The organism is Salinirubellus litoreus (genome assembly GCF_037335815.1).
GTDB lineage: Archaea > Halobacteriota > Halobacteria > Halobacteriales > Haloarculaceae > Salinirubellus > Salinirubellus litoreus.
On sequence record NZ_CP147841.1, the window covers coordinates 1,200,624 to 1,223,380 of the forward strand.

At 69.4% G+C, this 22,757-nt stretch carries 27 protein-coding genes; 15 read left to right on the forward strand and 12 right to left on the reverse strand.

Annotated features, from left to right (window positions below):
• Positions 1 to 66 precede the first annotated feature (66 nt).
• From WDJ58_RS05835 to WDJ58_RS05845, 3 genes are all read right to left on the reverse strand, one after another.
• Complete coding sequence (locus WDJ58_RS05835) at positions 67 to 1,533, reverse strand: sodium:solute symporter family protein (protein WP_338916700.1); 1,467 nt, start codon at positions 1,531 to 1,533, stop codon at positions 67 to 69.
• Positions 1,534 to 1,746, reverse strand: a complete 213-nt coding sequence (locus tag WDJ58_RS05840; RefSeq protein ID WP_338916701.1) for a DUF3311 domain-containing protein — start codon at positions 1,744 to 1,746, stop codon at positions 1,534 to 1,536. It abuts the gene before it with no gap.
• 142 nt (positions 1,747 to 1,888) lie between these two features.
• Positions 1,889 to 2,236: a tRNA-binding protein gene (locus WDJ58_RS05845; RefSeq protein WP_338916702.1), complete on the reverse strand. Its 348-nt coding sequence runs from the start codon at positions 2,234 to 2,236 to the stop codon at positions 1,889 to 1,891.
• A gap of 186 nt (positions 2,237 to 2,422) precedes the next feature.
• On the opposite strand from WDJ58_RS05845, the gene dnaG reads away from it, so the two are divergent.
• Entirely contained in the window at positions 2,423 to 3,826 is a 1,404-nt protein-coding gene (dnaG, locus tag WDJ58_RS05850; RefSeq protein WP_338916703.1) for a DNA primase DnaG, read from the forward strand.
• Between the two features lie 81 nt (positions 3,827 to 3,907).
• Here dnaG and WDJ58_RS05855 read toward each other — a convergent pair whose 3' ends face one another.
• Both WDJ58_RS05855 and WDJ58_RS05860 read right to left on the reverse strand, forming a co-directional pair.
• Positions 3,908 to 4,339 carry a GNAT family N-acetyltransferase gene (locus WDJ58_RS05855; RefSeq protein WP_338916704.1) on the reverse strand — a complete coding sequence of 144 codons (432 nt, stop codon included), beginning with the start codon at positions 4,337 to 4,339 and terminating at the stop codon, positions 3,908 to 3,910.
• 6 nt (positions 4,340 to 4,345) lie between these two features.
• A complete protein-coding gene (locus tag WDJ58_RS05860) occupies positions 4,346 to 5,728 on the reverse strand; it encodes a DUF92 domain-containing protein (RefSeq protein ID WP_338916705.1) in 1,383 nt (460 codons plus the stop codon).
• Positions 5,729 to 5,853: 125 nt separating this feature from the next.
• Between WDJ58_RS05860 and WDJ58_RS05865 the strand changes: the two genes are divergently transcribed.
• Positions 5,854 to 6,462, forward strand: a complete 609-nt coding sequence (locus tag WDJ58_RS05865) for an undecaprenyl diphosphate synthase family protein (protein ID WP_338916706.1) — start codon at positions 5,854 to 5,856, stop codon at positions 6,460 to 6,462.
• 305 nt (positions 6,463 to 6,767) lie between these two features.
• Here the strand turns inward: WDJ58_RS05865 and uppS are convergent, their stop codons facing one another.
• Positions 6,768 to 7,709: a polyprenyl diphosphate synthase gene (gene uppS / locus WDJ58_RS05870; protein ID WP_338916708.1), complete on the reverse strand. Its 942-nt coding sequence runs from the start codon at positions 7,707 to 7,709 to the stop codon at positions 6,768 to 6,770.
• Positions 7,710 to 7,971: 262 nt separating this feature from the next.
• Between uppS and WDJ58_RS05875 the strand changes: the two genes are divergently transcribed.
• From WDJ58_RS05875 to hemA, 7 genes are all read left to right on the forward strand, one after another.
• Positions 7,972 to 8,166 carry a cold-shock protein gene (locus tag WDJ58_RS05875; RefSeq protein WP_338916710.1) on the forward strand — a complete coding sequence of 65 codons (195 nt, stop codon included), beginning with the start codon at positions 7,972 to 7,974 and terminating at the stop codon, positions 8,164 to 8,166.
• Between the two features lie 2 nt (positions 8,167 to 8,168).
• Positions 8,169 to 8,363: a cold-shock protein gene (locus tag WDJ58_RS05880; RefSeq protein ID WP_338916711.1), complete on the forward strand. Its 195-nt coding sequence runs from the start codon at positions 8,169 to 8,171 to the stop codon at positions 8,361 to 8,363.
• 152 nt (positions 8,364 to 8,515) lie between these two features.
• Positions 8,516 to 8,914 (forward strand): DUF5778 family protein, encoded by a 399-nt coding sequence (locus tag WDJ58_RS05885; RefSeq protein WP_338916712.1) that lies wholly within the window; start codon positions 8,516 to 8,518, stop codon positions 8,912 to 8,914.
• 103 nt (positions 8,915 to 9,017) lie between these two features.
• Positions 9,018 to 9,599 carry a DUF7504 family protein gene (locus WDJ58_RS05890; RefSeq protein WP_338916713.1) on the forward strand — a complete coding sequence of 194 codons (582 nt, stop codon included), beginning with the start codon at positions 9,018 to 9,020 and terminating at the stop codon, positions 9,597 to 9,599.
• A gap of 86 nt (positions 9,600 to 9,685) precedes the next feature.
• Entirely contained in the window at positions 9,686 to 10,759 is a 1,074-nt protein-coding gene (locus tag WDJ58_RS05895) for an Lrp/AsnC family transcriptional regulator (protein WP_338916714.1), read from the forward strand.
• Positions 10,760 to 11,219: 460 nt separating this feature from the next.
• On the forward strand, positions 11,220 to 11,894 hold the full coding sequence (locus WDJ58_RS05900) for a precorrin-2 dehydrogenase/sirohydrochlorin ferrochelatase family protein (protein ID WP_338916715.1): 675 nt from the start codon (positions 11,220 to 11,222) through the stop codon (positions 11,892 to 11,894).
• Complete coding sequence (gene hemA, locus WDJ58_RS05905; RefSeq protein WP_338916716.1) at positions 11,891 to 13,342, forward strand: glutamyl-tRNA reductase; 1,452 nt, start codon at positions 11,891 to 11,893, stop codon at positions 13,340 to 13,342. Before WDJ58_RS05900 ends, hemA begins: the two co-directional genes overlap by 4 nt.
• Positions 13,343 to 13,456: 114 nt before the next feature.
• Here hemA and WDJ58_RS05910 read toward each other — a convergent pair whose 3' ends face one another.
• The gene (locus WDJ58_RS05910) at positions 13,457 to 13,741 is read right to left on the reverse strand and encodes a hypothetical protein (protein WP_338916717.1); all 285 of its coding nucleotides are present in this window, start codon (positions 13,739 to 13,741) and stop codon (positions 13,457 to 13,459) included.
• 217 nt (positions 13,742 to 13,958) lie between these two features.
• The gene (locus WDJ58_RS05915) at positions 13,959 to 14,570 is read right to left on the reverse strand and encodes a hypothetical protein (protein WP_338916718.1); all 612 of its coding nucleotides are present in this window, start codon (positions 14,568 to 14,570) and stop codon (positions 13,959 to 13,961) included.
• A gap of 159 nt (positions 14,571 to 14,729) precedes the next feature.
• On the opposite strand from WDJ58_RS05915, the gene WDJ58_RS05920 reads away from it, so the two are divergent.
• The 4 genes from WDJ58_RS05920 (at position 14,730) to WDJ58_RS05935 (ending at position 19,154) form a co-directional block, all read left to right on the forward strand.
• Positions 14,730 to 15,317 carry a biotin transporter BioY gene (locus WDJ58_RS05920; RefSeq protein ID WP_338916719.1) on the forward strand — a complete coding sequence of 196 codons (588 nt, stop codon included), beginning with the start codon at positions 14,730 to 14,732 and terminating at the stop codon, positions 15,315 to 15,317.
• Between the two features lie 2 nt (positions 15,318 to 15,319).
• Positions 15,320 to 16,072: an energy-coupling factor ABC transporter ATP-binding protein gene (locus tag WDJ58_RS05925; RefSeq protein WP_338916720.1), complete on the forward strand. Its 753-nt coding sequence runs from the start codon at positions 15,320 to 15,322 to the stop codon at positions 16,070 to 16,072.
• Entirely contained in the window at positions 16,073 to 16,780 is a 708-nt protein-coding gene (locus tag WDJ58_RS05930; protein WP_338916721.1) for an energy-coupling factor transporter transmembrane component T family protein, read from the forward strand.
• 184 nt (positions 16,781 to 16,964) lie between these two features.
• Positions 16,965 to 19,154, forward strand: a complete 2,190-nt coding sequence (locus WDJ58_RS05935) for a heterodisulfide reductase-related iron-sulfur binding cluster (protein WP_338916722.1) — start codon at positions 16,965 to 16,967, stop codon at positions 19,152 to 19,154.
• A gap of 334 nt (positions 19,155 to 19,488) precedes the next feature.
• Here WDJ58_RS05935 and WDJ58_RS05940 read toward each other — a convergent pair whose 3' ends face one another.
• Complete coding sequence (locus WDJ58_RS05940; protein ID WP_338916723.1) at positions 19,489 to 19,776, reverse strand: hypothetical protein; 288 nt, start codon at positions 19,774 to 19,776, stop codon at positions 19,489 to 19,491.
• 314 nt (positions 19,777 to 20,090) lie between these two features.
• Here WDJ58_RS05940 and WDJ58_RS05945 point away from each other — a divergent pair, with 314 nt between their 5' ends.
• Positions 20,091 to 20,759 (forward strand): CRISPR-associated protein Cas4, encoded by a 669-nt coding sequence (locus WDJ58_RS05945; RefSeq protein WP_338916725.1) that lies wholly within the window; start codon positions 20,091 to 20,093, stop codon positions 20,757 to 20,759.
• Positions 20,760 to 20,794: 35 nt separating this feature from the next.
• A complete protein-coding gene (locus tag WDJ58_RS05950) occupies positions 20,795 to 21,292 on the forward strand; it encodes a hypothetical protein (RefSeq protein ID WP_338916726.1) in 498 nt (165 codons plus the stop codon).
• Here WDJ58_RS05950 and WDJ58_RS05955 read toward each other — a convergent pair.
• The 3 genes from WDJ58_RS05955 to WDJ58_RS05965 are packed head-to-tail and all read right to left on the reverse strand — an operon-like array spanning position 21,289 to position 22,741.
• Positions 21,289 to 21,900 (reverse strand): L-threonylcarbamoyladenylate synthase, encoded by a 612-nt coding sequence (locus tag WDJ58_RS05955; RefSeq protein ID WP_338916727.1) that lies wholly within the window; start codon positions 21,898 to 21,900, stop codon positions 21,289 to 21,291. The two genes, WDJ58_RS05950 and WDJ58_RS05955, sit on opposite strands and share 4 nt — an antisense overlap.
• A gap of 1 nt (position 21,901) precedes the next feature.
• Positions 21,902 to 22,420 (reverse strand): redoxin domain-containing protein, encoded by a 519-nt coding sequence (locus WDJ58_RS05960; RefSeq protein WP_338916728.1) that lies wholly within the window; start codon positions 22,418 to 22,420, stop codon positions 21,902 to 21,904.
• Positions 22,421 to 22,429: 9 nt separating this feature from the next.
• Positions 22,430 to 22,741 carry a glutaredoxin family protein gene (locus WDJ58_RS05965; protein ID WP_338916729.1) on the reverse strand — a complete coding sequence of 104 codons (312 nt, stop codon included), beginning with the start codon at positions 22,739 to 22,741 and terminating at the stop codon, positions 22,430 to 22,432.
• Positions 22,742 to 22,757: the final 16 nt, after the last annotated feature.

Genomic DNA, 22,757 nt, shown 5'->3' on the forward strand with positions numbered 1-22,757 from the left:
CACTCGTACGGACGGTTGTAGTCTCTTACCGGTGACCGCCGACCCCGTCCAGACGAACCGTCCGTATCAGTCCGCCCGGAGCCCCTCGAAGTAGACCGTACGGTCCTCCCCGAAGGCGGGGGAGGTCAGGAGCGAGACGCCCACGGTGAGCACCAGCCCGAGGACCATCCCGACGACGCTCGCCTGCCAGCCGCCGAGGTAGGTCCCCGGAACGAACGGGAGGAAGACGCTCGCGAGGTAGAACGCCTGGCTGCCGCCGACGCCCGCGAGCATCCCCGTCCTGGTGGTCCTGGCCCAGTAGAGCGCCACCATCACCGGGAGCGCGAGCTGTGCGAACCCGCCGAAGGCGGTGTTGCCGATCTCGACGAGCGTGCCCGGCGCGTAGAGCGACGCGACGAACGAGATCGTGGCGAAGACGGCGACGCCGGCCCGGGCGACGAGGTCCTCTCGACTGGCGTCCGAGACGAGGGGTCGGTAGATGTCCCGCGTGAGGTACGAGGAGCCCGAGAGGAGCATCGAATCGGACGAGGACATCATCGCGGCGAGCGCGCCGGCGATGACGAGCGCGGCGAACCACGCCGGGGTGTACTCGTTCAGGAGTGCGGGGACGACGTTGCCCCCCTCGGGGACCTGCACGCCGAGCCCGACGGCCCAGGAGCCGAGCATGAACGCCGGGACGAACAGGAGCAGGACGAGGACGGGCCAGAGGGTGAACGTCCGCTTGAGGACCGTCTTCGAGCGGGCGGCGAAGAACCGCTGGTTGATCTGCGGGAACATCGTGACGCCGAAGGCGATGCTCACGGCCGTCGAGATCATCCACTCGGGCGAGTAGAGCCCGCCCCCCAGGCTGAGGAACTCGGGATTCGCGTCGGCGAGCGCCGCGGTCGCCTCGCCCGCGCCGCCCACGGCCGAGAGCACCCAGGCGACGGCACCCCACACCAGGACGAGCATGAACGCCCCCTGGAGGGTGTCGGTCCAGGCCACCCCGCGCATCCCCGACACCGCCACGTAGATCACCATGAACAGGGTGATGCCGCCCGCACCGACCCAGAACGGGACCGCGCCGTCCGTCAGCCCGACGAGCGCCTGTCCGGCGCCCATCTGCTGGAGCATCACGTACGGGAAGAGCCAGAAGATCGAGATGGCGGCGACCAGTAGCCGGAGGGGTACGGAGCCGAAGCGGTCGCCGAGCATCTCGCCGAGCGTGACGTAGCCGTGCTTGCGGCCGACGAGCCACTGCTTGTAGCCGACGACGTACCAGAGCAGGGCGAACAGCACGCCGTCCATCAGCCCCATCACGAGGATCCACTCGGGGCCCGCCGAGTAGGCGAGGTTCGGCCCGCCGAAGAACGTGAACGCCGACAGCAGCGTGGCGAACGTCGTGAACAGCAGGACGACCGTCCCCAGGGTGCGGCCGGCGAGGTAGTAGTCCTCGGCGGTGTCGGCCGTGAGGCGGTAGGCCACCAGTCCCACCGCGAGGGCGACCAGGAGGTAGCCGCCGAGCACCGCGACCTGGACGAGTAGCTGGTTCATCTACACGCCCTCCTCGATGCCGATACCCCACGCACGGTTCGCGAACAGCCCGAAGACGGCCGCCGCGAGCGCCATCCACCCGACGTGCCACCAGAGCCAGACCGGCAGGCCGAACGCCACGCTCGCGTCGCGCCACATGAACCACGGGATCGCGAACGCGACCAGGACGAGGGCCACGACGCCCCACAGGGCTTTCTCCGTGTTGCTCACCATGTTGGTGGCGTGTAATTGTCCATCATACCTAAACGTTGCTAAAACTTTGACCTGGTGGCTATATTGAAGAAAAATATTCTTCGAAAGGCCGGTGGGTCCTGGGGGGCGCTGGCGGGAGAGGCCCCCTGAAACAACCCTCCGGTCAGTACACCCGGGAGCCGTCCGGGACCTCGCGTTCGGTCGTGAGGTGGACCACTCCTCCGTCACCGTCGTCGACGCCCGTGACGAGACACTCCGACTCGAAGCCCGCCACGGTCACGGTCCCGAGGTTGACGACGGCGACCACCTGCGAGCCGACCAGCTCCTCGGGGTCGTAGTGGTCGGTGAGTCCGGCGGCGGACTGCCTGATCTCGGTGCCGAAGTCGACGCGGAGCCTGTAGAGGTCCTTGCGGGCCTCCGGGAACGGTTCGGCTTCGACGACGGTGCCCGCGCGCATCTCGACGTCCTCCAGGAACCGACCGGGGTCGATATCGGGTTCGTCGATGCCCATGCCGGCCGGTCGGGGGCCGGGGACTTGATTCGCCCCCCGGCGGGTGACCGGCGTGACCGCGACGGACGGAACGCTCCGAAAAAACAGTCCGTGCGCTTTAACCGTCGAGCGTTCCTCCGTATGTGATGACCATGCGTTCACTCATGGTCGGATCACGATACACGCCCCCCGCGGGGCAGTTCACCCATGCACGACACAGCGAAATACCTCATTCACGCGGACATCACGGCGGACGGGGTGGTCGAGCGCAACGACGTGGTCGGAGCGGTCTTCGGGCAGACCGAGGGCCTCCTCGGCGACGAGCTCGAGATACGGGACCTCCAGGAGTCCTCGAAGGTCGGTCGCATCGACGTCGAGATCGCCAGCGAGGGCGGTCAGTCGTTCGGCGAACTCACCATCGCCACGAGCCTGGACAAGGTCGAGACGGCCATCCTCGCGGCGGCCCTGGAGACCATCGATCGGATCGGTCCGTGCCGGTCGATGGTCGAGGTCCGGAACATCGAGGACGTCAGGTCGGCCCGCCGACGGGAGGTGGTCGACAGGGCGAAGCGACTCCTCCAGGAGTCCTTCGACGGCGCGGTGATGACCAGCGACGAACTCATCGATGAGGTCCGTCAGTCGATCCGTGTCGAGGACATCACCGAGTACGAGGGCTACCCGGCCGGTCCGCGCGTCGACGAGTCCGACGCCGTCATCGTCGTCGAGGGGCGTGCGGACGTGCTCAAGCTCCTCAAGTACGGCGTCAAGAACGCGGTCGCCGTCGAGGGGACCGACGTCCCCGAAGTGGTCGCGGATCTCACCCGGGAGAAGACGGTCACGGCGTTCCTCGACGGCGACCGCGGCGGTGACCTCATACTGAAGGAGCTCGCACAGGTCGGCGACATCGACTTCGTGGCCACCGCCCCGGAGGGCCGGTCGGTCGAGGACCTCGACCGCCACGAGGTGATGGCCGCGCTGCGCGAGAAGGTGACCCACGAGGAGTTCATACAGCGACGCGACACGGAGACAGCCGAGGGGTTCGCCGCGACCGACGGGAGCGCCGTCCCGGCACCCTCGGAGGACTCGTCGGTCGAGAACAGGGAGACACCGGACACGACGGTCGACCCCGGCGGGCCGTCGACGGACGACGATCCGAAGGAGGTGACCGACGGCGCGGAGACGAACGGGAGCGCGACGGGCGAGGGGGCCGAGCCGTCCGGCGAGCAGTCCGGCGAAGGGTCCGCCGAGGAGGCCACGGGACCGACGTCCTCGTCCTCGGACGGGGATCAGGCCGAGGAACCCGAGACGCTCCGGGGACACGTCCGAGCGGTCGTCGAGGGTGGATCCGGGCGCGCACGACTGCTCGACGCGGAGATGGTCGCGCTGGCCGAGGTGGACGCGGACGAGGCGTTCGACCTCGTGCGGGACGCGGAGCGCGTCCCGTCGGTCCTCGTGCTCGACGGCGAACTCGGCCAGCGCGTCCTCGACGTCTGTGCCCAGCGCGGGGTCGAGCAGGTCGTCGCCCGGTCGGAGGGTGACTTCGTGAAGAAGCCCACGGGCGTCCGGGTCAGGACCGCGGACCGGCTCCTCGAACCGGCCGACGCCGACTGATACGGACGGGTGTCGTCTTTTACCGGTGACCGCCCGGCCCGGATGATCACCGGCAAACCGTTACAACAACCCGTACGAGCCTCAGAGCTGCCGACCGTACAGCACGCCGTCGCCGTCGGCGTAGTGGTCCGGAAGCTCCTCGACGCGCTCGAACCCGCTCGCCTCGTAGAACGATCTGGCGCGCTCGTCGTCGGCTCGCGCCGTCAGCCTGAGCTCCCGGTGCTCGGCCACCCGATCGAGGACCGCGGACAGCAGCGCGGAGCCGTACCCCCGCCGTCGGTAGTCGGGGGCGACGGCGAGTTCGGCGAGGTACGCCACCTCACTCTCCCCGTCGCGCATCACCAGCGCGTAGCCGACCGGTCTCTCGCTCACCGTTGCGACGAGCACGAGACCGACGCCGCGGACGGCCACGTCGAGCAGGAGCGGCGGGGTCTCGCGGAGCGACGCCGCGCGTATCGCCCGAAGCCGCGGGAGGTCGGCCGCCCGGGCCTCGCGTACGGGTGGGGACGGCATGGGGAGCTACACCGAGAGCGGGATCGAGAGCGACAGTCGGACGACGCCGACGGCCACGGCGAGAAGCGCGCCGGCGACGGCTCCACAGAGCGTGGCGAGGAGGTTGACCGACTGGTTGCCGAGGGTTCGACCCTCCAGGGTGGCCCCGAGGAGGCTGTCGACGGTCATTCCGATCACCCCGCCGGCGACGACGACCAGCGCCGCCGTCGTCCCGAGGTCGAACGCGACCGCCGCGATGCCGGCGATGACGACCGAGCCGACGATACCCGCGAGTTCACCCTGCCAGGTCACCGCGCCGTCGGTCCCCGGCTCGACCCGTTCGAGCGTCGTCAGGAGCCGGGGGCCGTCGTAGAGGCCGCCGATCTCCGAGGAGAGCGTGTCGGCCATCGCGGCGGCGACGCTCGCGGCGTAGGCGAACAGGAAGAGCGCGGGGGGAAGCCCGACGCTCCCGGAGGCGGCGAACGCGAGGACGGCCACGAGCGCGACGGCCGCGTTGGCGAGGACGTTCCCCGATCCCCGCGCACCCTCGTTGTCCTCGGCGATGCCCCGCGTTCGCTTCTGCTCGTAACGGAACTTCGCGGAGAGCCCGCCGAGGCCGAAGAAGGTTATCAGGAGGACGAACCAGCCGTAGCCCCCGAGCACGACGGCGAGGAAGGCCAGGAGAACGCCGGTGAGCATCCCCTGGATCGAGGCGGTCTCCAGGGCGTAGGCCACGTAGCCAAAGAAGACGCTCACGGCGAGGCCGACGAAGACGCGGGTGGGCTCGACCGTCGGGCCGAGTTCGACCAGCCCCCACAGGAACAGCGAGACCGACAGGAGGACCAGCGGGTCGTCCCGCTCGAACAGCATCGACCGGAGGAGGGCGGCGAACAGCGCCCCCGAGGCGGCGAGGAACAGCAGGGGCTCGACGGGACCGACGGATACAGCACCGCTCGTCGCGAGCGTCTCGCCTACGAGGTGCCCCGCGACACCCCCGAGCGTGCCGCCGACGGCGAACCCGGTCGTCGCCACGAAGGGGTCGCCCGAGCCGACCGTCGCGCGGACCGACTCCTTGGCGAGGTTGCCGACCACGAGGAGGGCGACCCCGGCCACGAAGACATCGGGAGGGAGGCCGAACCGGGTGGCGAGGAGCGCGAGCCCGGCACCGGCGAGCGCGAACCCCGCGAGGCCGTAGAGCCGCCGCTCCTCGTAGTCGCCCGGGCGAGCCAGGAGGTCGAACAGCCGTCCCCCGTCGATCACGTAGAGCGCCACCACCGCGACGAGGACGAACGGGAGCGTCGCCACGGCCATCGCCACGAGCGGGCTCGCTCGACCGGCCACGGCGGGGGAGAGCAACGAGAGCGCCCCCACGGCCACGAACGCCGCCGCCCGCGGCACGTTGCTCGTCACGACCCGCTGATTCCGGCGAGGCGCACTTAACCGTCCCGATACCGCACCTCTCGCCGTCCCGGCGAGACGCCTGGCGCTCCGGCCCGACCGTACGACTTAGGACCCAGCCACACGCACCCCCCCTCGTGGGTCTGTACGACCGGTACCTCGGGTCGCGCATCCGGTTCAGCGACGCCGAGACCCCAGACAGCGTCGTGCTCGTCATCACCGAGCGCGACCTGCTCGAACCCGGCGCGTACGACACGCTCGCGGAGTTCCTCCGGTGGGCGTTCGAGTTCGGTGCCGAGCGGGTCACCGTCTCGGTGAGCGTCCTCGACCAGTCGGTCGTCCCGACGCTGCGGCGGGCGTTCGCCGAACTCGACTCCCCGCGGGAGGTGGCGATCCGCTCGCCCGGGGACGACACCGCCGCCGCCGCCCCGGTCCAGGTCTCGATCGGACTCGGCGGGAAGGCCGAGTTCGTCGCCGCCGTCCGGGGTGTCGCCGAGGAGGTCGCAGCCGGCGAACTCTCCGCCGAGGAGGTCGACGCCGAGGACATCGAGTCCGAGCTCGTCTTCCCCGAGGACCCCGATCTCGTCGTGAAGACCGGTGCCGAACGGCTCTCCGATTTCATGATCTGGCAGTCGGTCTACTCCGAGCTCTACTTCACCGACGTCAACTGGCGTGACTTCAGGCGACGGGACTACCTCCGCGCGCTCAGGGACTTCCAGGAGCGCCAGCGGAGGTTTGGCCGCTAGGCCAAACCCCGTCGGGAAGCGAGGGGCGAGCGGACCGACGATGGTTTGGCCGCTAGGCCAAACCCCGTCGGTCGAGCGTCAGCGAGTCCGACGACGGTTCAGCCGATAGGCCGAAACCCACCGGACGAACGGTAGCGAGCCCGGCTCTCCCCGACCGATAGCGACGGGGGAGCACCCGACGGAGCCGGGGGTCTCTCGTACGGTCGTGCGTAACTGCTTTCGACCGTCTTCGTGACGGTCGGCGTTTCGGGACCGAAGGAGGAACTCGGAGTCGAGAGGCGGGGGGGGAACTACGTACGATCGTCTCAGTCGGCCGGGTCGGGATCGACGGGTTCCGTCCGCTCGGGTTCGACGGGCTTCTCCTGTTCGAATTCGCCGCTCGGGAGGTACTCGCGGAACCGCGAGAGGACGCGCCGCGCCTCGGCGAGTTCGACGTCGCCGAACGCGCGGACGAGCGCGGCCGCCCGCTCGGCACGGCTGCGCCGCCAGGACTCCCGGCGGTGCTGGTAGGTGCGGATGGCCCGGAGGAAGTCGACGCGTCGGAACTCCGGCCAGTACGGCGAGCAGAAGAAGACGGCCGCCTCGTTGCCGTTGGCGTGCCACGGGAGGAAGTTCGAGGTCCGTTCGTCACCCCCGGTGCGGATGATGAGGTCGACGGCCCGGGCCGGACCCTCGTAGAGCCGCTCCTCGACGACGCCGACGTCGACGTCCGCCGGGTCGAGGTCGCCGCTCTCGACCGCCCGGGTGACGTCCCGGGCGGCCGAGAGCAGTTCCGCACGGCCCCCGTACGCCAGTGCGACGTTCAGCGTGAACTGGTCGTACTCCCGGGTCCGCTCCTCGGCGTAGTCGATGGCTTCGCGGACCCGTCCGGGGAGGCGGTCGAGTTCGCCGATGGCACGGATCCGGACCTCCCGGTCGTGGACCTCCTCGCGTTCGGCGAACGTCCGGAGCTTCTCGGCGATGAGGTCGAACAGCTGCTCGCGCTCCTCGGGCGGCCGATCGAAGTTCTCCGTCGAGAACGCGTAGAGCGTGAGTTCCTCGACGCCGAGGTCGGCACACCACTCCAGCATCGCCTCGGTCGTCTCCGCGCCGGCGTAGTGGCCGTCGGTCGCATCCTCCCCCCGGCTCCGGGCGTACCGTCGGTTGCCGTCCTGGATGACGGCGACGTGGGTCGGTCCGCCCGCGAGTTCTCGTTCGAGGAGGCGTTCGTAGACCCGGGTGCCGAGCCGGCTGACCCGTCGGAGCATCTGTCGGGGCCATCTCCGCCGACGCATATGTGCCTTGTGACCGACGACGCGCCGGATATCCGTCCACACGGACGACCCGCAGTCCGACCGGATGCCGGTCCGACACCCCCGGAATCCGGTGGCTCGACGGGTGAGCCGGCGACGGTCCCCCAGGAGACACCAGCTCCGTCGAGCGGTTCCGGGGTCGTTCCGCGGTGGTTCCGAGCCGCTCTCGCTTTCATCCGCAGAGTTTTTATAAAGGCACGTCCTCTGAGGAGCTGTAATGGCGACCGGTACGGTTGACTTCTTCAACGACACGGGCGGTTACGGCTTCATCGAGACCGAGGACGCGGACGAGGACGTCTTCTTCCACATGGAGGACGTCGGCGGTCCGGACCTCGAGGAGGGCCAGGAGGTCGAGTTCGAGATCACGCAGACCGACAAGGGTCCGAGGGCGACGAACCTCACCCGCCTGTAGAGATGGCGACTGGAACAGTAGCCTTCTTCAACGACACGGGCGGTTACGGCTTCATCGAGACCGAGGACGCGGACGAGGACGTCTTCTTCCACATGGAGGACGTCGGCGGTCCGGACCTCGAGGAGGGCCAGGAGGTCGAGTTCGAGATCGTGGAGGCCGACAAGGGTCCCCGCGCGCAGAACCTCACCCGACTGTAACTCACCCGACTGTAACGCTCCCGGCCGGGCCGCGGCGTTCTTCGACCGCCGCGCCGGCCGCGGGGACCACTCCACGTTCGATCAGCCCCGGCCACGTCGTCCACCGCGAGCGGTATCGGTAGCGGTAAACCGTCGCGCGACCGGGGTCTCACATGGTCGATACGATCGACGAGGACCTCTACCAGCGGACGCTGGCGCTCCTGGAGCCCGGCGAGATCGAACTGGTCGGTAGCATCGTTCACACGGAACTCGGAACGGATTCGGAGCCGACGCTCCACCAGGTGACGCTCGAGGTCGGCGACGTGATCGCCGAACACGCGGGGTTCGATCCGGCCGACACGTACGTCCACTCCGGCAACGACGACCCCGACTTCGGTCTGAACCAGCACCAGGGGCTCACCCTCGACGGTGACGAGTTCGTCTGGGAGTGCCAGCAGCTCCTCCGCGAGGGCACCTACGACGTGGTGTTCTACTACGAGGCCTCGGCCGACCAGGAGGGGATCGCCGAGGCGCTCCGCGCCGAGGGGCACCGCGTCACGTCGGTTCCCTGAACGTTCGCTCCGGGAGACATACTTATCTACCAATAGATCGTACCAACCACGTGTGAACAGCCCGGCCGCCGCCGCGTCCGTCTCGACGGGAGGTGAGTGAGCGGTGTCGGACGTGACCGGTGGATCCGATGGGCCCGACGTCGGCGAGTCGGAGGCGGTCCTCGTCACGACCCCGATCACGGACCCGGCAGCGACGCTCGATGCGGCCTCGGTCGGCGCGCCCGGCGGTCCCGTTCTGGCGGTCCTCGCCACCGTCCCCCGGGAGCGGTTCGAGCGGGGGATGATCGGGGCGGGGTACGATCCCGAGACGGTCCGTAGCGTCGAGTTCGGTCCGAACGTCGACACGAGGGAGGGGACGGTACGGGGCGGTGGCGGGAAGCCACACGGCGACATCGCGGGACTCTCGATGGAACTCGTCGGCAGGCTGGACGGACTGGGCGAGAAGGGTGGCGTCGTCTACCTCGAATCCGTCGGGTCGTTCGTCACCGCGGCGGGTCTCGAGTCAACGTTCCGGTTCCTCCTCATCGTCGCGGCGAGGGCGCGGGCGGCCGGGATCCCCCTCGTCGTGCGGCTCGATCCGGAGTCCGCCGGCTCGGGGGTGGCGGAGACGCTGGTGGAGGCGTTCGACCGGACCGTCGATGGGCTGTCCGGCGGGTCGGGCGGCGGGACGGGATCGAGCGGCTAGGTGGGTCGAGACGCCGAACACGTCGAACACGTCGAGGTAACGCCCGCGAACGCGAGCCTTATGCCCGCACCGGCCCGACGTGGGGTATGAGCGAGACAGTCCGTCTCGACCGCGTCGACCGGGCCGTCGTCAACGCGTTCCAGGGGGGGTTCCCGGTCGCCGAGCGGCCGTTCGAGCCGGCCGCTCGCGCGCTCCGCGAGCGCGGGATCGAGGTCACGGCCGACGAGCTCGTAGAGCGGGTTCGACGGCTCGACGAGGAGGGCGTCCTCTCCCGGTTCGGGCCGCTCGTGAACGCCGAGGCCATCGGCGGGACGGCGACGCTGGTCGCGATGCACGCCCCGCCCGAGCGGTTCGACGAGGTGGCCGAGACGGTCAACGCCCACCGCGAAGTGGCGCACAACTACGAGCGCGAGCATCCGCACCTCAACATGTGGTTCGTCCTCAGCGTCGCCGAGCCGAGCGAGGTCGGCCGCGTGCTCGCGGAGATCGAGGCCGAGACGGGCCAGGAGACCTACGACATGCCCAAACAGCGGGAGTTCCGCGTCGAGGCGAAGTTCCTCCTCGACGGGCCGATCTCGTCGGGTGACGTCGACCTCTCGGGGCTCGGTCCGGAGATCGAGCCCACGGACGCGGCGACGCTCACCCCCGCCGAGCGGGACCTCCTCCTCGAGGTCCAGGACGGCCTGCCCATCACCCTCACCCCCTACCGCGACGTCGCCGACGGGCTCGGGGTCGACGTCGAGTGGGTGATCCGGACGCTGAAGCGGTTCGTCGCGGAGGGGAAGATCCGGCGGATCGGCGTCGTTCCGAACCACTACGCGCTCGGCTACACCGAGAACGGGATGACCGTCTGGAACGTCCCCGACGAGATGGTCGAGGAGGTCGGCCCGGCGATCGCGTCGCTGGATTTCGTCACGCACTGCTACGAGCGACCGCGCCACGAGGGGGTGTGGCCGTACAACTTCTTCGCGATGACCCACGGCCGGAGCGAGGCCGAGAGCGAGGCCCGCATCGAGCGCGTGCGCGAGGAGATGAGCGAGTTCTGGGACGTCGGGGAGGACGACTGGGACACGCTGTTCTCGACGCGCATCCTCAAGAAGACGGGCATCCGGCTGGCCGAGCGCGCGGAGGCGAACACCGATTCGGACGCCGGGGAGTGATGGGTGGCTATCAGACCGCCGTAGCGAGAGGGGCCGAGAGCCGGGGCCGGAGTCAGAGCCGACACCGCCTCGGAAGCCCTCGGCGTCTGCACTCGCGCGGACCCCCTGCGCTCCTCGGTTCGGTTCACGGCTCGCTTCGCTCACCGTTCACTATCGAGGCCTCCCTTCGGTCGGCCTCGCACTGCTCACCTGCGGTGCTCGGGGGCTCCGGGCGTCGTGCGGACGCCTCGCCCTTCCAGTCCACCAGGGCCGCGACAGCAGTAGCCACACGCCTCCCCAGCCGACTCCCTCGGTCGGCTCGCTCCCCGTGGTCGCTCGCCTCTCTCGGTCGTCCCTCGCGCGGCGCTGCTCGCCCACGGGCGGGCTCGCAGCGCGCGCCCACTGTTCGAGCTCCGAGATCGACCCAGAGACACCCCCGTTTCCCGTCGAACGCACCCACCGAGAGCGAGGACGGTCGCGCGTGATCCCCCTGCTCCACGACTTCACGGGGGAGGTCGTGCTCGTCTTCGGCGGCGGGCCGGTCGGGGCGCGCAAGGCGAGGCGATTCGGACAGGAAGCGCGCGTGGTCGTCCTCAGCCCGGCGTTCGCCGACCGCGAGTTCGAGTCCGACGAACGCCGCGACCCGGATGCGGGCGTCGAACTCGTGCGGGCGGCACCCGCTCCGGACGAGGTGGGGGTCTGGTTCGACCGCGCAGAGCCGGCGCTCGCGGTGGCCGCGACGGACGACGAGGCGGTGAACGAGGCCGTCGTGCGGGAGGCGCGCGAACGCGGCATCCTCGTCAACCGGGCGGACCGGTCGGGCGAGCGCGAGGCGGGGAGCGTCGTCGTCCCGGCGACGGTCCGCGAGGACCCCGTCGTGGTGGCGCTCGCCACCGGCGGGTCGGCACCGGCGCTCTCGCGGCACCTCCGCGAGCGGGTCGGCGAGGAGATCGACGGCGCGGGCGAGCTAGCGTCGATCGTCTCGGAGATACGGACGGATCTGAAGCGCCGAGAGGTCCAGCCGGAGGCACGCCGTGCGGCGGTTCGGGCGGTCGTCCGTGACGAAAACGTATGGAAGCATTTAGGTTCGGACACCGACAAGGCCCGACGAACGGCGGACGGTATCGTCGCCGACGAACTGGACAACCCACAATGACAACGCCGACCGGACTACTTGCGGGCGTCAGCGTCTCCCACCGACGGGCGGGCATCGACGACATCGACCGGGCTTCCGACCAGTCGCAGGCCGAGACGGTCGCGTCGCTGCTCGAGCGGGAGGGGGTCCGCGAGGCGTTCGTCCTCCAGACGTGCAACCGGGCCGAGGCGTACGTCGTCGCCGCCGACGCCGAGACCGGGCACGAGGCGCTCTCGCCCTACACCGACGGGATCCCAGGGGAGTCGGTGCTGGAACTCGACCACGAGGCGGCGCTCCGGCACCTCCTCCGGGTCGCCGCCGGCCTCGAGTCGCTCGTCGTCGGCGAGGACCAGATACTCGGACAGGTCAGCACGGCCTTCGAGGACGCACGCGAGGCCGGGGGTATCGGCCCGATCCTCGAGGACGCGGTGGTGAAGGCGCTCCGCGTCGGCGAGCGGGCACGGAACGAGACGGCGATCAACGAGGGCGTCACCTCGCTGGGGTCGGCCGCGGTGGCGCTCGCGCGGCGCTCGTTCGACGCCGACCTCGCCGAGACGACCGCGCTCGTCGTCGGTACCGGCGAGATGGGGACGCTCACCGCGCGCGCCCTGGAGGGGTCGGTCGAGCGTATCCTGCTCGCCAATCGGACCACCGAGACCGCGGAACACCTCGCCGGGACGCTCGATACGGACACCGAGGTCCTCGGGCTCGGGGAGTTGGACGGGGCGGCCCGGCGGGCCGATCTGGTCGTCACCGCGACGGGTAGCGGGACGCCGATCCTCGACGAGGAGACCCTCGCGGAGGCCGGGCCCACGCTCGTCGTCGACCTCGCCCAGCCCCGCGACGTCCCGGCCTCGGCCGGAGAACTCGAGTCGGTGACGCTCCGGGACCTCGACACGCTGGAGTCGGTCACCGACGAGACGCGCGCCCAGCGCCGGGCGGCCGCCCGGGAGGTCGAGGCCATCGTCGAGGAGGAACTCGACCGGCTCGCCACCCAGTACAAGCGAAAGCGCGCCGACGACGTCATCGCCGCGATGTACGAGGGTGCCGAGGAGCTCAAGTCACGCGAACTCGACACCGCCCTCTCGCGGCTGGAGGCCACGGAGGGGGAGTTCTCGGCGGACGAGCGGGCCATCGTCGAATCGCTGGCCGACGCCCTCGTCGGCCAGCTGCTCGCGCCGCCGACGCGGAGCCTGCGCGACGCCGCCCAGAACGACGACTGGGCGACCATCGACACCGCCCTCGAACTGTTCGGCCCCGGCCTGCGCCCCGATCCGGATCAGGTGGCGCGGTTCCTCGACGGCGTCGACGAAGCCGACGACGGCGGCGAAGCCGACGACGGAGCCGGGGCCGAGAGCGGGGAGCCGGACCTCCCGGTCGATCTGCCCGACGACGCCTCCCCGGAGGACGTCCCCGAGAGCGTCCGACGGCGGATGCCCGCGTCGGCGCTGGAGCGACTCGAGGACTGAACTGCACCCAACTACGGCCCGACTCACCGGATCCGACAGCTCCGGGCAGGCCCGTACGGTCCCAGTGTCTCCGCATGGATTCCGGCGGGGCGAACGCCCCGGCCGACCGTCGGCCTACTCCCGCCCCTGTCGCTGTCCCCACCAGCGGAGCCACTCGGCGACGTGGCCGCGCATCCCGTCGACGCTGACGCGGACGCTGCCGTCGAGCCCCCACCGTGCGTGCTCGGCGTCGTCGCCGTAGCTGAGCGGGACGTCGATCGTCAGGTCCTCGAAGGTCGCCTCGAGGTCAGCCTCCTCGTCGATCGAGGCGTCGATCACCTCCTCGATGGCGTCCATCCACGTGTACCGCTCGGCCGGGAGGTCGGTCCGAACGGTGGGGGACTCGGAGCTGTTGGACATGGTCGCTGCCGGGGTGTTGACTACCCACGGGGTAAACCGTTTCGACGGTTCCTCGATCGCGGGAAGAGACCGAGAACGGCGCTCGGAGCACCGAACGGGACGCACTCGTCCCGTGGAACGGCGCGGGGAGCCCACCTCGGGGCGGAGCGGAGAACGGACCGTCCAACCTCGTGGGCGGTCTCCGGGACGACTCCGAGATGGGGGCGGGGAAGGGCGATCAGAAGGAGACGTCGCTCTCGGACTCCATCCCCTCGGTCGCCTCCTCGAGGCCGTCCTCCTTCACGTTGGAGGTCATCTGCTCGGAGAGCTCGGCGTCGGTGAACTGGTCCTCGAACTCGGCGCGGAAGCGGTCGGAGACCTGCCGGGCCTCGTGCTGGGCGCGGAGCACCCGGCGGTAGCGCCGGACGGTCGACTCGCTCGCGTCGAGCTCCTCGGCGATCTCGGAGACGGGCACCTCGTCGACGAGCAGGCCACGGAGGTCGGCCATGTCGAACGGGGCGTCCGTGTCGCGGTCGCGGAGCAGCTGGAGGTCGAGCCGGGCCCGGAAGACGTTCCGCCGGTCGGTCCCGATGGCCTCGGCGATCTCCGTGTCCGAGTCGCCCTCGAAGTACCCCCGCACGACACGGACGAACGCCTCGTCCCCAAGGTCGGTATCGAACGTGTAGCGCTCGCGCATCTCCCCGACGACCGACCGGATACCCGCCTCGACGTCCTCCTCGGACTGTTCGTCCGCGAGCGACCCGCGACCCTCCTCCTGACGCTCGGTCACGGTGTCCTCGTCCGTGACGTCCATGAATATGTCGCGGAGCTCCTCGGTCTTCTCGTCCATGTCGCTAACCATGAGTCGGTATGGCTATTTCAACGTTTGGGGCGCAGCTGCCATTGTCGGCGGCCCTGCGGGCCGCTACGGTGCATTATCACGGGTACCGCATCCCGCGGCGGATCGTCAACCGGTAGCTTGAGGTGGGTTTACGAGCACCTCGAAGCCATGAGCACGGACACCTCGCAGGTGGACCTCGTGGGCGACGCGGTGGTCGAGAACGTCGCGCGCGCGGCGCTGCTCGCGGCACTGACCGGCGCGTTCGCCTACGTCTCGTTCCCGAACCCGATCCCGGCGGCGGGCGTCCCCGTCACGCTACAGGTGCTCGGCGTCTTCCTCGCGGGTCTCCTCCTCGGACCGGTGTGGGGGGCGACGTCGATGGTGCTCTACCTGCTGGCCGGGGCGGTCGGAGCACCCGTGTTCGCCGGCGGCTCGGCGGGACTCGGCACGCTGCTGGGATCCAGTGCGGGCTACCTCTGGTCGTACCCGCTCGCGGCGTTCGCCATCGGCTACGTCGCCCACGGGGGGCTCGACCTCGCCGACCCCGCCGACGCGGGCGTCGGTCGACTCGTCGGAGCGACGCTCCTCGGTACGGTGATCATCTACACCCTCGGCGTCGCCGGCCTGATGGTCGTCCTCGGGCTCGGCCCCGTGGAGGCGTTCCTCGCCGGCGCGGCCTCGTTCGTCCCCGCGGAGGCGTTCAAGATCGCCGCCGCGGTCGGCATCGTCCGGAGCGACGCGGTCGCCGCGGCCTGACCATGATCGAGGTACGGGACCTGATCCACCGCTACGGGGAGGAGCGGGCGGTCGACGGCGTCTCGCTCGAGGTCGCCGACGGGGAATGTCTCCTCCTCGCGGGCGCGAACGGATCCGGAAAGACGACGCTCGTCCGGCACTTCAACGGCCTCCTCGAACCCGACGAGGGATCGGTGCTGGTCGACGGGCGCCCGGTAGCGGAGGACGCCGTCCGGGCGCGGACGCGCGTCGGGATGACCTTCCAGGACCCGCGGGACTCGTTCGTCTCGGCGACCGTCGGGGCCGACGTGGCGTTCGGGCCCGAGAACCTCGGACTCACCCGCACGGAGATAGACCGGCGGGTGCGCGAGTCGCTCTCGGCGGTGAACCTCGACGGCCGGGAGGAGGCACGGATCGACGCGCTCTCGGGCGGCGAGCAGGCCCGCGTCGCCGTCGCGGGCGCGCTGGCGATGGAGCCCGACCACCTGGTGCTCGACGAGCCGTTCGCGGGGCTGGACTGGCCCTCGCGCCGGTCGGTCGTCGAGCGCCTCCGCCGGCTACACGCCGACGGGACCGGATTCGTGGTCGTCACCCACGACCTCCGTGATCTGGGATGGGCCGACCGGGTGGTGGTGATGCGGGACGGACGGATCGCCGCCACCGGTGCGCCCCCGGAGATCGAGGAGCGGCTCCCCGACCTCGGCGTTCGCCCGCCCGGCTGGAACGAGGGGGAGGGATCGACCGGCGTCGGCCGTGAGGACGCCGCCGCCAGGTGAATGGTCCTCCGGTACGACCCCGGCGACTCGCTCGCCCACGCGCTCGATCCGCGGACGAAGCTCGCGGTCCAGCTCGCGTTCGCCGTGGCCGCGTTCTCTCACACCACCGTCCCGGGGCTCGCGACCCTGACCGCCGTCACGGGGCTGGTGCTGTACGGCGCGCGGACCGCTCCCCTCCCGGTGCTCCGGGAGGTGTGGATCCTCCTCCCCGTCCTCGTCGCCGGACCGCTGCTCCAGGGGTTCACCCTCTCCGCGCCGTACTTCTCGGTCGCCGAGGCCCGCTTCCCGGCGCTCGCGGCCTACCGTACACTGCTGGTCCTGCTCGTCGCCGCCGCGTACGTCCGAACCACCCCCGTCCGGGAGTCCCGTGCGGCCATCCAGCGGACGATCCCCGGGAGGGCGGGCCAGTTCCTGGGGATGGGCGTCGCGTTCGTCTTTCGCTTTCTCCCGGTCCTCAGGCGGGACCTCTCGCGGATACGCGAGGCCTCGCGGGCGCGGCTGGGCAACCGTCGTCGACTCGACGAGCGGATGCGGGTCGTCGCCCTCGGGGGGCTGTCCCGCGCCTTCTCGCGGGCCGACACGTTCGCGCTCGCGCTCCGGACCCGGTGTTTCGCCTGGAACCCGACGCTCCCGGCGCTGTCGCTCTCGCGGGTCGATCTGTCCGGGCTGGGACTGGCGGCCGCGCTCGGCCTCTACGCCGTTCTCTGAGGCGTCGTCGGCACATTCGATATCTCGATTGATACGTATAGGATGCTCGCCACGTACTGTACGGCAGATGAACGGTTTCCGGTTCGTCCACCGGTGGGATCGGCCTCGTTTCCGGGAGACGGCGCGGCGACTGGGGTATGCGGACCGTAACAAAACTTAAGCGCGTCCCTACCCGCGTTGGGGTATGTCCACGACGCTCCCCCTGCAGGCGGGCGAGCCGGTCACGCGCGAGACGTTCTGGGGTATCTCGCCCGTCGGCGAGGTGGTGTTCTACTTCCTGGCGGTCGTGACGATCTGGGTGTTCGCCTACGGGGTCTACAAGCGGTTCGCCCGCTACACCGAGGGCAGGAGCGACCCGATGGACCGTCTTGAGGACCTCCCCGGGCGGGTGCTCGAGGCGGCGAAGATCGCGGGGTCGAACCAGAAGCAGTTCAATCGCGACCTGTTCGGTGGGCTGATGCACGCGTTCATCTTCTGGGGGTTCCTGACGCTCCTCATCGGGACGACCATCCTCGCCATCGACATGGACTTCTACCGCCGGCTGACCGGCGAGTCGTTCTTCGTCGGCGACTTCTACCTCTCCTACTCGTTCGTGATGGACGCGATGGGGCTGCTGTTCGTCGTCGGCCTCGGTGTCGCCATCTACCGGCGGTACATCCGCAACATGGATCGGCTCTGGGGCAAGCACACCTCCTGGGAGGACGGCTTTCTCGTCTGGTCGCTGTTCCTGCTCGGCGTCGGTGGCTACCTCCAGGAGGGCCTGCGCATCCTGGGGACGAGCGCCGAGCGCGACGTCTCCTTCGAGACGGTCTCGTTCGTCGGCTGGTTCGTCAAGGACGTCTACGAGTTCGCCGGGATGACCCCCGAACTCGCCGGGGCGATCTACCCCGTCGCCTGGTGGTCACACGCTCTCCTCGCGTTCCTGTTCATCGCGGTCATCCCCTACGCCAAGCCGTTCCACATGATCAGCTCGTTCGCGAACGTCGTCACCCGCGACGAGAAGGCCGGCCAGCGCCTCCCCGGTGTTCCTTCGGACCTCGATGCGACCAACGCCGAGTCGATCGACGACTTCACCTGGCGCGAACTGCTCGACCAGGACGCCTGTACGAAGTGCGGGCGCTGTTCCTCGGTCTGTCCGGCGAAGGCCTCCGGCCGACCGCTCGACCCACGCGACGTCATCCTCGACCTGAAGTCCTACCGTGAGTCGGTCGACGACGGCGGCGAGGAGAAGCCGATCGTCGCCGACGGTGGGGGCGTCATCGACACCGAGACGATGGAGTCCTGCATGGCGTGTATGGCCTGCATGGACGCCTGCCCGGTCGAGATCGAGCACCTCAACTCCTTCACGCGGATGCAGCGACAGATGACCGACGAGGGGATGATCCCCCCGAGCCTCCAGGACGTCTTCCAGAACGTCATGCAGAAGGGCAACACGTTCGGCGATCCCAACCGCGATCGGGGGAACTGGACCGAAGAGTTAGACTTCGAGGTGGCCGACGCCCGCGAGACGAGCGTCGAGTACCTCTGGTACGTCGGTGACTACCCGAGCTTCGACGACCGGAACAAGAAGGTCGCCCGCTCGCTCGCGAAGATCTTCGAGTACGCCGACTGTGACGTCGGGATCCTCTACGACGAGGAGGTCTACGACGGCAACGACATCCGCCGGGTGGGCGAGGAGTTCCTCTTCCTCGAACAGGCGGGGACGCTCGTCGGCTCGTTCGAGGAGTGCGACTTCGAGAAGATCGTCTGTACGGACCCCCACTCGTACAACACCTTCCTGAACGAGTACCCGGAGGTCGACTTCGAGGAGTTCGCCGACGACCCGATGATGCCGTTCGAGCGTGAGGAGCCGTGGAACCCCGACGGCGAGATCGGGATCTACCACTGGACGCAGGTCGTCGAGGAGCTCGCCACCCGGGGGGCGCTCGGCCTCCGCGGGAACGAACTCGACTACACGGTCACGTACCACGATCCGTGCCACCTCGGCCGGTACAACGACGAGTACGAAGCACCGCGCGAACTCGTGCGGATGACCGGCTGTGAGCTCCACGAGATGCCGCGCAACCGCGCCGACTCGTTCTGCTGTGGCGGCGGTGGCGGCGGCCTCTGGCTCGACCACGACGAGGACGTCAAGCCGAGCGAGGAGCGCCTGCGTGAGGCGCTGGAGGACACCGACGCCGGCGCGAGCGTCGAGAAGTTCGTCGTCGCCTGCCCGATGTGCATGACGATGTACGAGGACGGTCGCAAGACGGGTGGTTTCGAGGAGGCGATCGAGATCGTCGACGTCGCCGAACTCATGGTCGAGGCACTCGAATCCGGCGACGCGACCGTGACGACGGGGGCGGACGACGCCGCGGCACCCGCCGACGACTAGCCACTTTTTCCTCCTCGGGTTTCCTCGGCCGCGCGGAGCGCGGCCTGCGGAACCACTCGTCGCAAAAACATGGGGAAAAAGTGCGCCCCTCGGCCCTTCGGGCCTCGGGGCGGGTGGGTGTGCTGGTATCTACCGCGGTCAGCACCGCTCGCGGGAGTATCCTGTACGATAGTGGTGCTTCAAATCTCGACTTGTGAGTCCATCCCCTTGGTTAGCCGTGAAGAACCCCGCATTCTGATAGAAATGGCCTGCGAGATATTGAGGGTACATCTCGCATGGAGACCTCGTTTATACAGTCTCATCGGTGCTTGACTAACCGCTCAAGTAGGATTGCTTAGGTACCGGCCGAGTAACGACCGTACTGGTAGGCGAGCCACAGGAGGACCGCCGGGATTGCAACGAATTTCACGACGTCGAACAGCAGGCTATAGAAGACAATCGTCCCACCGATTGATCCAAGCTCAGGGAGCCACACCGGGAACTCCGCCGATCCGTGGCGAACACCATCGACCGCGATCGTGAGCAGCCGCTCACCGATCAAGACCATGGTCAGTAGGCCGAGAAGGGCGATTCCCGGCCGACGGAGGGACGGTTCCTCACGGAACGACGCTATCAGGGCCATCGGAGTAAAAACGGTCATCTTTCGGGATGTGCTTTGTGGTGCTTCTATCGTTCTTCTCATCCCGATGGTATCGCTATGGACTGTACTGAACGATTCAGTTCGGTCACGTCGAGCATAGAACCGCTGACCGAGGCGCGCGCTACATCTTGCACGCCTCAAAAGACGCGCCTGCTATTCGACAGATGAGAGGTCGACTCGGAACTCACAACTCTACGGTTGAAGCACCACTAGTGATCGACGGGACCCGTCCAGTCGTGGTGGACGGTTCTCGACTGCCCACAGCTTCAAGTATCGGAACGGGGCCAGACCCCCCGATGCACGCCTTCACCGACCTCGAGACGGCGGCCTACTGCCCCCGCAAGCTCTACTACCGGCGGATGCGCGGGGACGAGGAGCCCCCGGCCGAGGCGGCCGAGGCCGCACGACGGGTCCGCGAGGTCGCCCTTCGGTACGCCGAACTGCTTGAACCGGGGAACGAGCTACCCCCGGAGGTCGAGGCCACGCCCACGCAGTTCCGAACGCGGCTCTCCTGTGCCCGCGCCCGGTTCGACGGGGACGTGTGGGCGGGGCTGATCGATCCCCGCGCCCGCGACGTCTTCCTCGAGGGGAAGGAGGCTCGCGGAATCGCCCACAAGCTGTTCGGCGACCCGCCCACCGTGTCGCTGGTGTTCGCCGGCGAGCCCCCCGATCGGGGTATGTGGGAGCCACAGGGTGTCCGAGCGGTCGCGGCCGCGAAGGCGCTCGCCTGGGAGCGCCAGCGACCCGTCGAACGGGCGTTCGCGGAGTACCCCGCCCACGGGATCGTCCGGGAGGTCAGGCTGACGACCCGCCGGAAGGCCGCCTACCGGCGGGCGATCCGAGCCATCGAGTCGATGGACGGCCCGCCGGCCCGCGTCGAGAACGACGCGAAGTGCCGGGCGTGTGAGTACCGGGCGACCTGCGGGACGCGGACCCGCTCGTTGCGCTCGCTGCTCGGATTGTGACAACAGCTAACAGGGTCTGCGGGAGAGAGGGGGGTATGCCCTCGCTGGAACACCGGCTCAGGGACTTCGTCGAACGTCTCCGTCACCTGCCCGAGACGCCGCTCGCCTCGCTCAGGCGCTCGATCTGGTGGATCAGAAAGACCTTCTTCACGAGGCCTCGACCGGGGAACGCCGGCTACGTCGTCCCGCTCACGGAGGCGGAGGCCACCCGGCTCCTCGGGCGACACTACTTCGATCCCGGCTGGGAGTTCTCCTACTCCTACCGTCACGAGATACTCAACCTCAGGCGGGTGGAGTTCTACGACCACCCCGACTACCCGGAGTACGAGTGGTGGCAGGTCCACGTCCGCGGGTACGACCACCCCGACGGCATCGAACTCACCGCCCACTTCGAGACGGAGCCGACCGAGAACCCCGACGCCCACATCGAGGAGGTCGGACTCGAACTGGACCGGGGGATGGACGCGCTCCGGGGAGTGCTCGAGGACGGGGGGATCGAGTACCACCTGCGGGATACGGGAATCGGGACCTAGTCGCGGAGCCACTCCCGAACGTCGTCGGCCACCGCTCCCTCGCGTATCACGGGATCGGCGAGCGAGGGGTCGACGACCGTGCTCTCGGTCCCGGGGGTCTCGCCGGCGTCGAGGACGACCGCCGCCTCCCGGACGGAGCGGTCGATCTCGGCCACGGTGCGGGCGCTTCCCTCCCCGGAGCGGTTCGCGCTCGTCGCCGTCACGGGGCGATCGGCCGCCCGGTAGAAGGCGAGCGAGACGTCGTGGTCGGGGATCCGTAGCCCGACGCGGTCACGGCCGGCGGTCAGGGCGTCGGGGACCGGCTCCCGTCGTTCGACGACCACGGTGACCGGCCCGGGGAGGAACGCCCGCATGAACCGCTCCTCGCGGTCGGTGGGGTCGGCGTACTCGAGCGCCGTCTCCACGTCGGGGACGCCGAGCGACAGCGGCCGATCCCGCGAGCGGCCCTTGGCCTCGAAGACCTGCTCGATCGTCTCCGGATCGAGCGCGTTCGCGCCGAGGCCGTACACCGTGTCGGTCGGGTAGACGACCAGCCTGCCCTCCCGGATCGCCTCCCCGGCCCGTTCGATGGTCTCGGCGCCCACGCTTCCGTCTGGCCGATCGGGCATCCTACAGCGACTCGACGGCCGCCTCGACCTCCTCGTACCGTGGGAAGTCGGGGTACTCCGTTGCGGCCCAGGCGTACTCGATCGTGCCGTCGGTCCCGACGACGAAGACGGACGGTCGGGCCTCGCTCACGCCCGCCATTCCGTCGAGGTCGTGGACGACACCGTAGGCCTCCGCGACCCCGTTACCCGGATCCGAGAACAGCTGGAACCGATCGAACCCGCGCCACTCGCGGAGGAACGTCTCGTGCTCGTAGGGGGTCGAGACGCTCACGCCGACGACCTCGGCGTCCCACTCGTCCCAGCCGCGATCGCGTATCTCCTGCCAGGTGTAGGTCGCGGGGAAGTCCCCGTCCATCGCGTGGAAGACGAGCACCACGGGCCCGTCCTCGAGGAGTCCCGAGAGCGAGACGTCCTCCCAGTACTCCTCGTTGACGAGCGGGCGGGTGAACTCGGGGGCCGTCTCGCCGGCCTCGACGTGGTCGGTCGGTCCGAGTTCGGTCACCTCGAAGTCGAGCCCCATCGAGGACATTCAGTCACCACCGCCCGCGTGTGTGGCGGCCTCCTCACCCGTCGCCCCGTCGCCCGAACCGTACGTCGCTTCGAGGTACTCGACGATGTTGGCGCTCTCGGACATCGTCACGCCCGTCCGCTCGTCGACCAGCGCCGGGACCGTCCGCTTTCCGGACACCCGCTTGACGACGTCCCGCCGGGAGTGCCGGGCCTCGACGAACCGCGAGCGGTACTCCAGCCCGAGGTCGTTCAGCTTTCGGATCGCCCGCTCGCAGTACGGGCAGGCCTGCAGTCGATAGATCGTGAGGTGTGGCTCCGGTGATTCGGACATACCAGCGGGTTCGGCC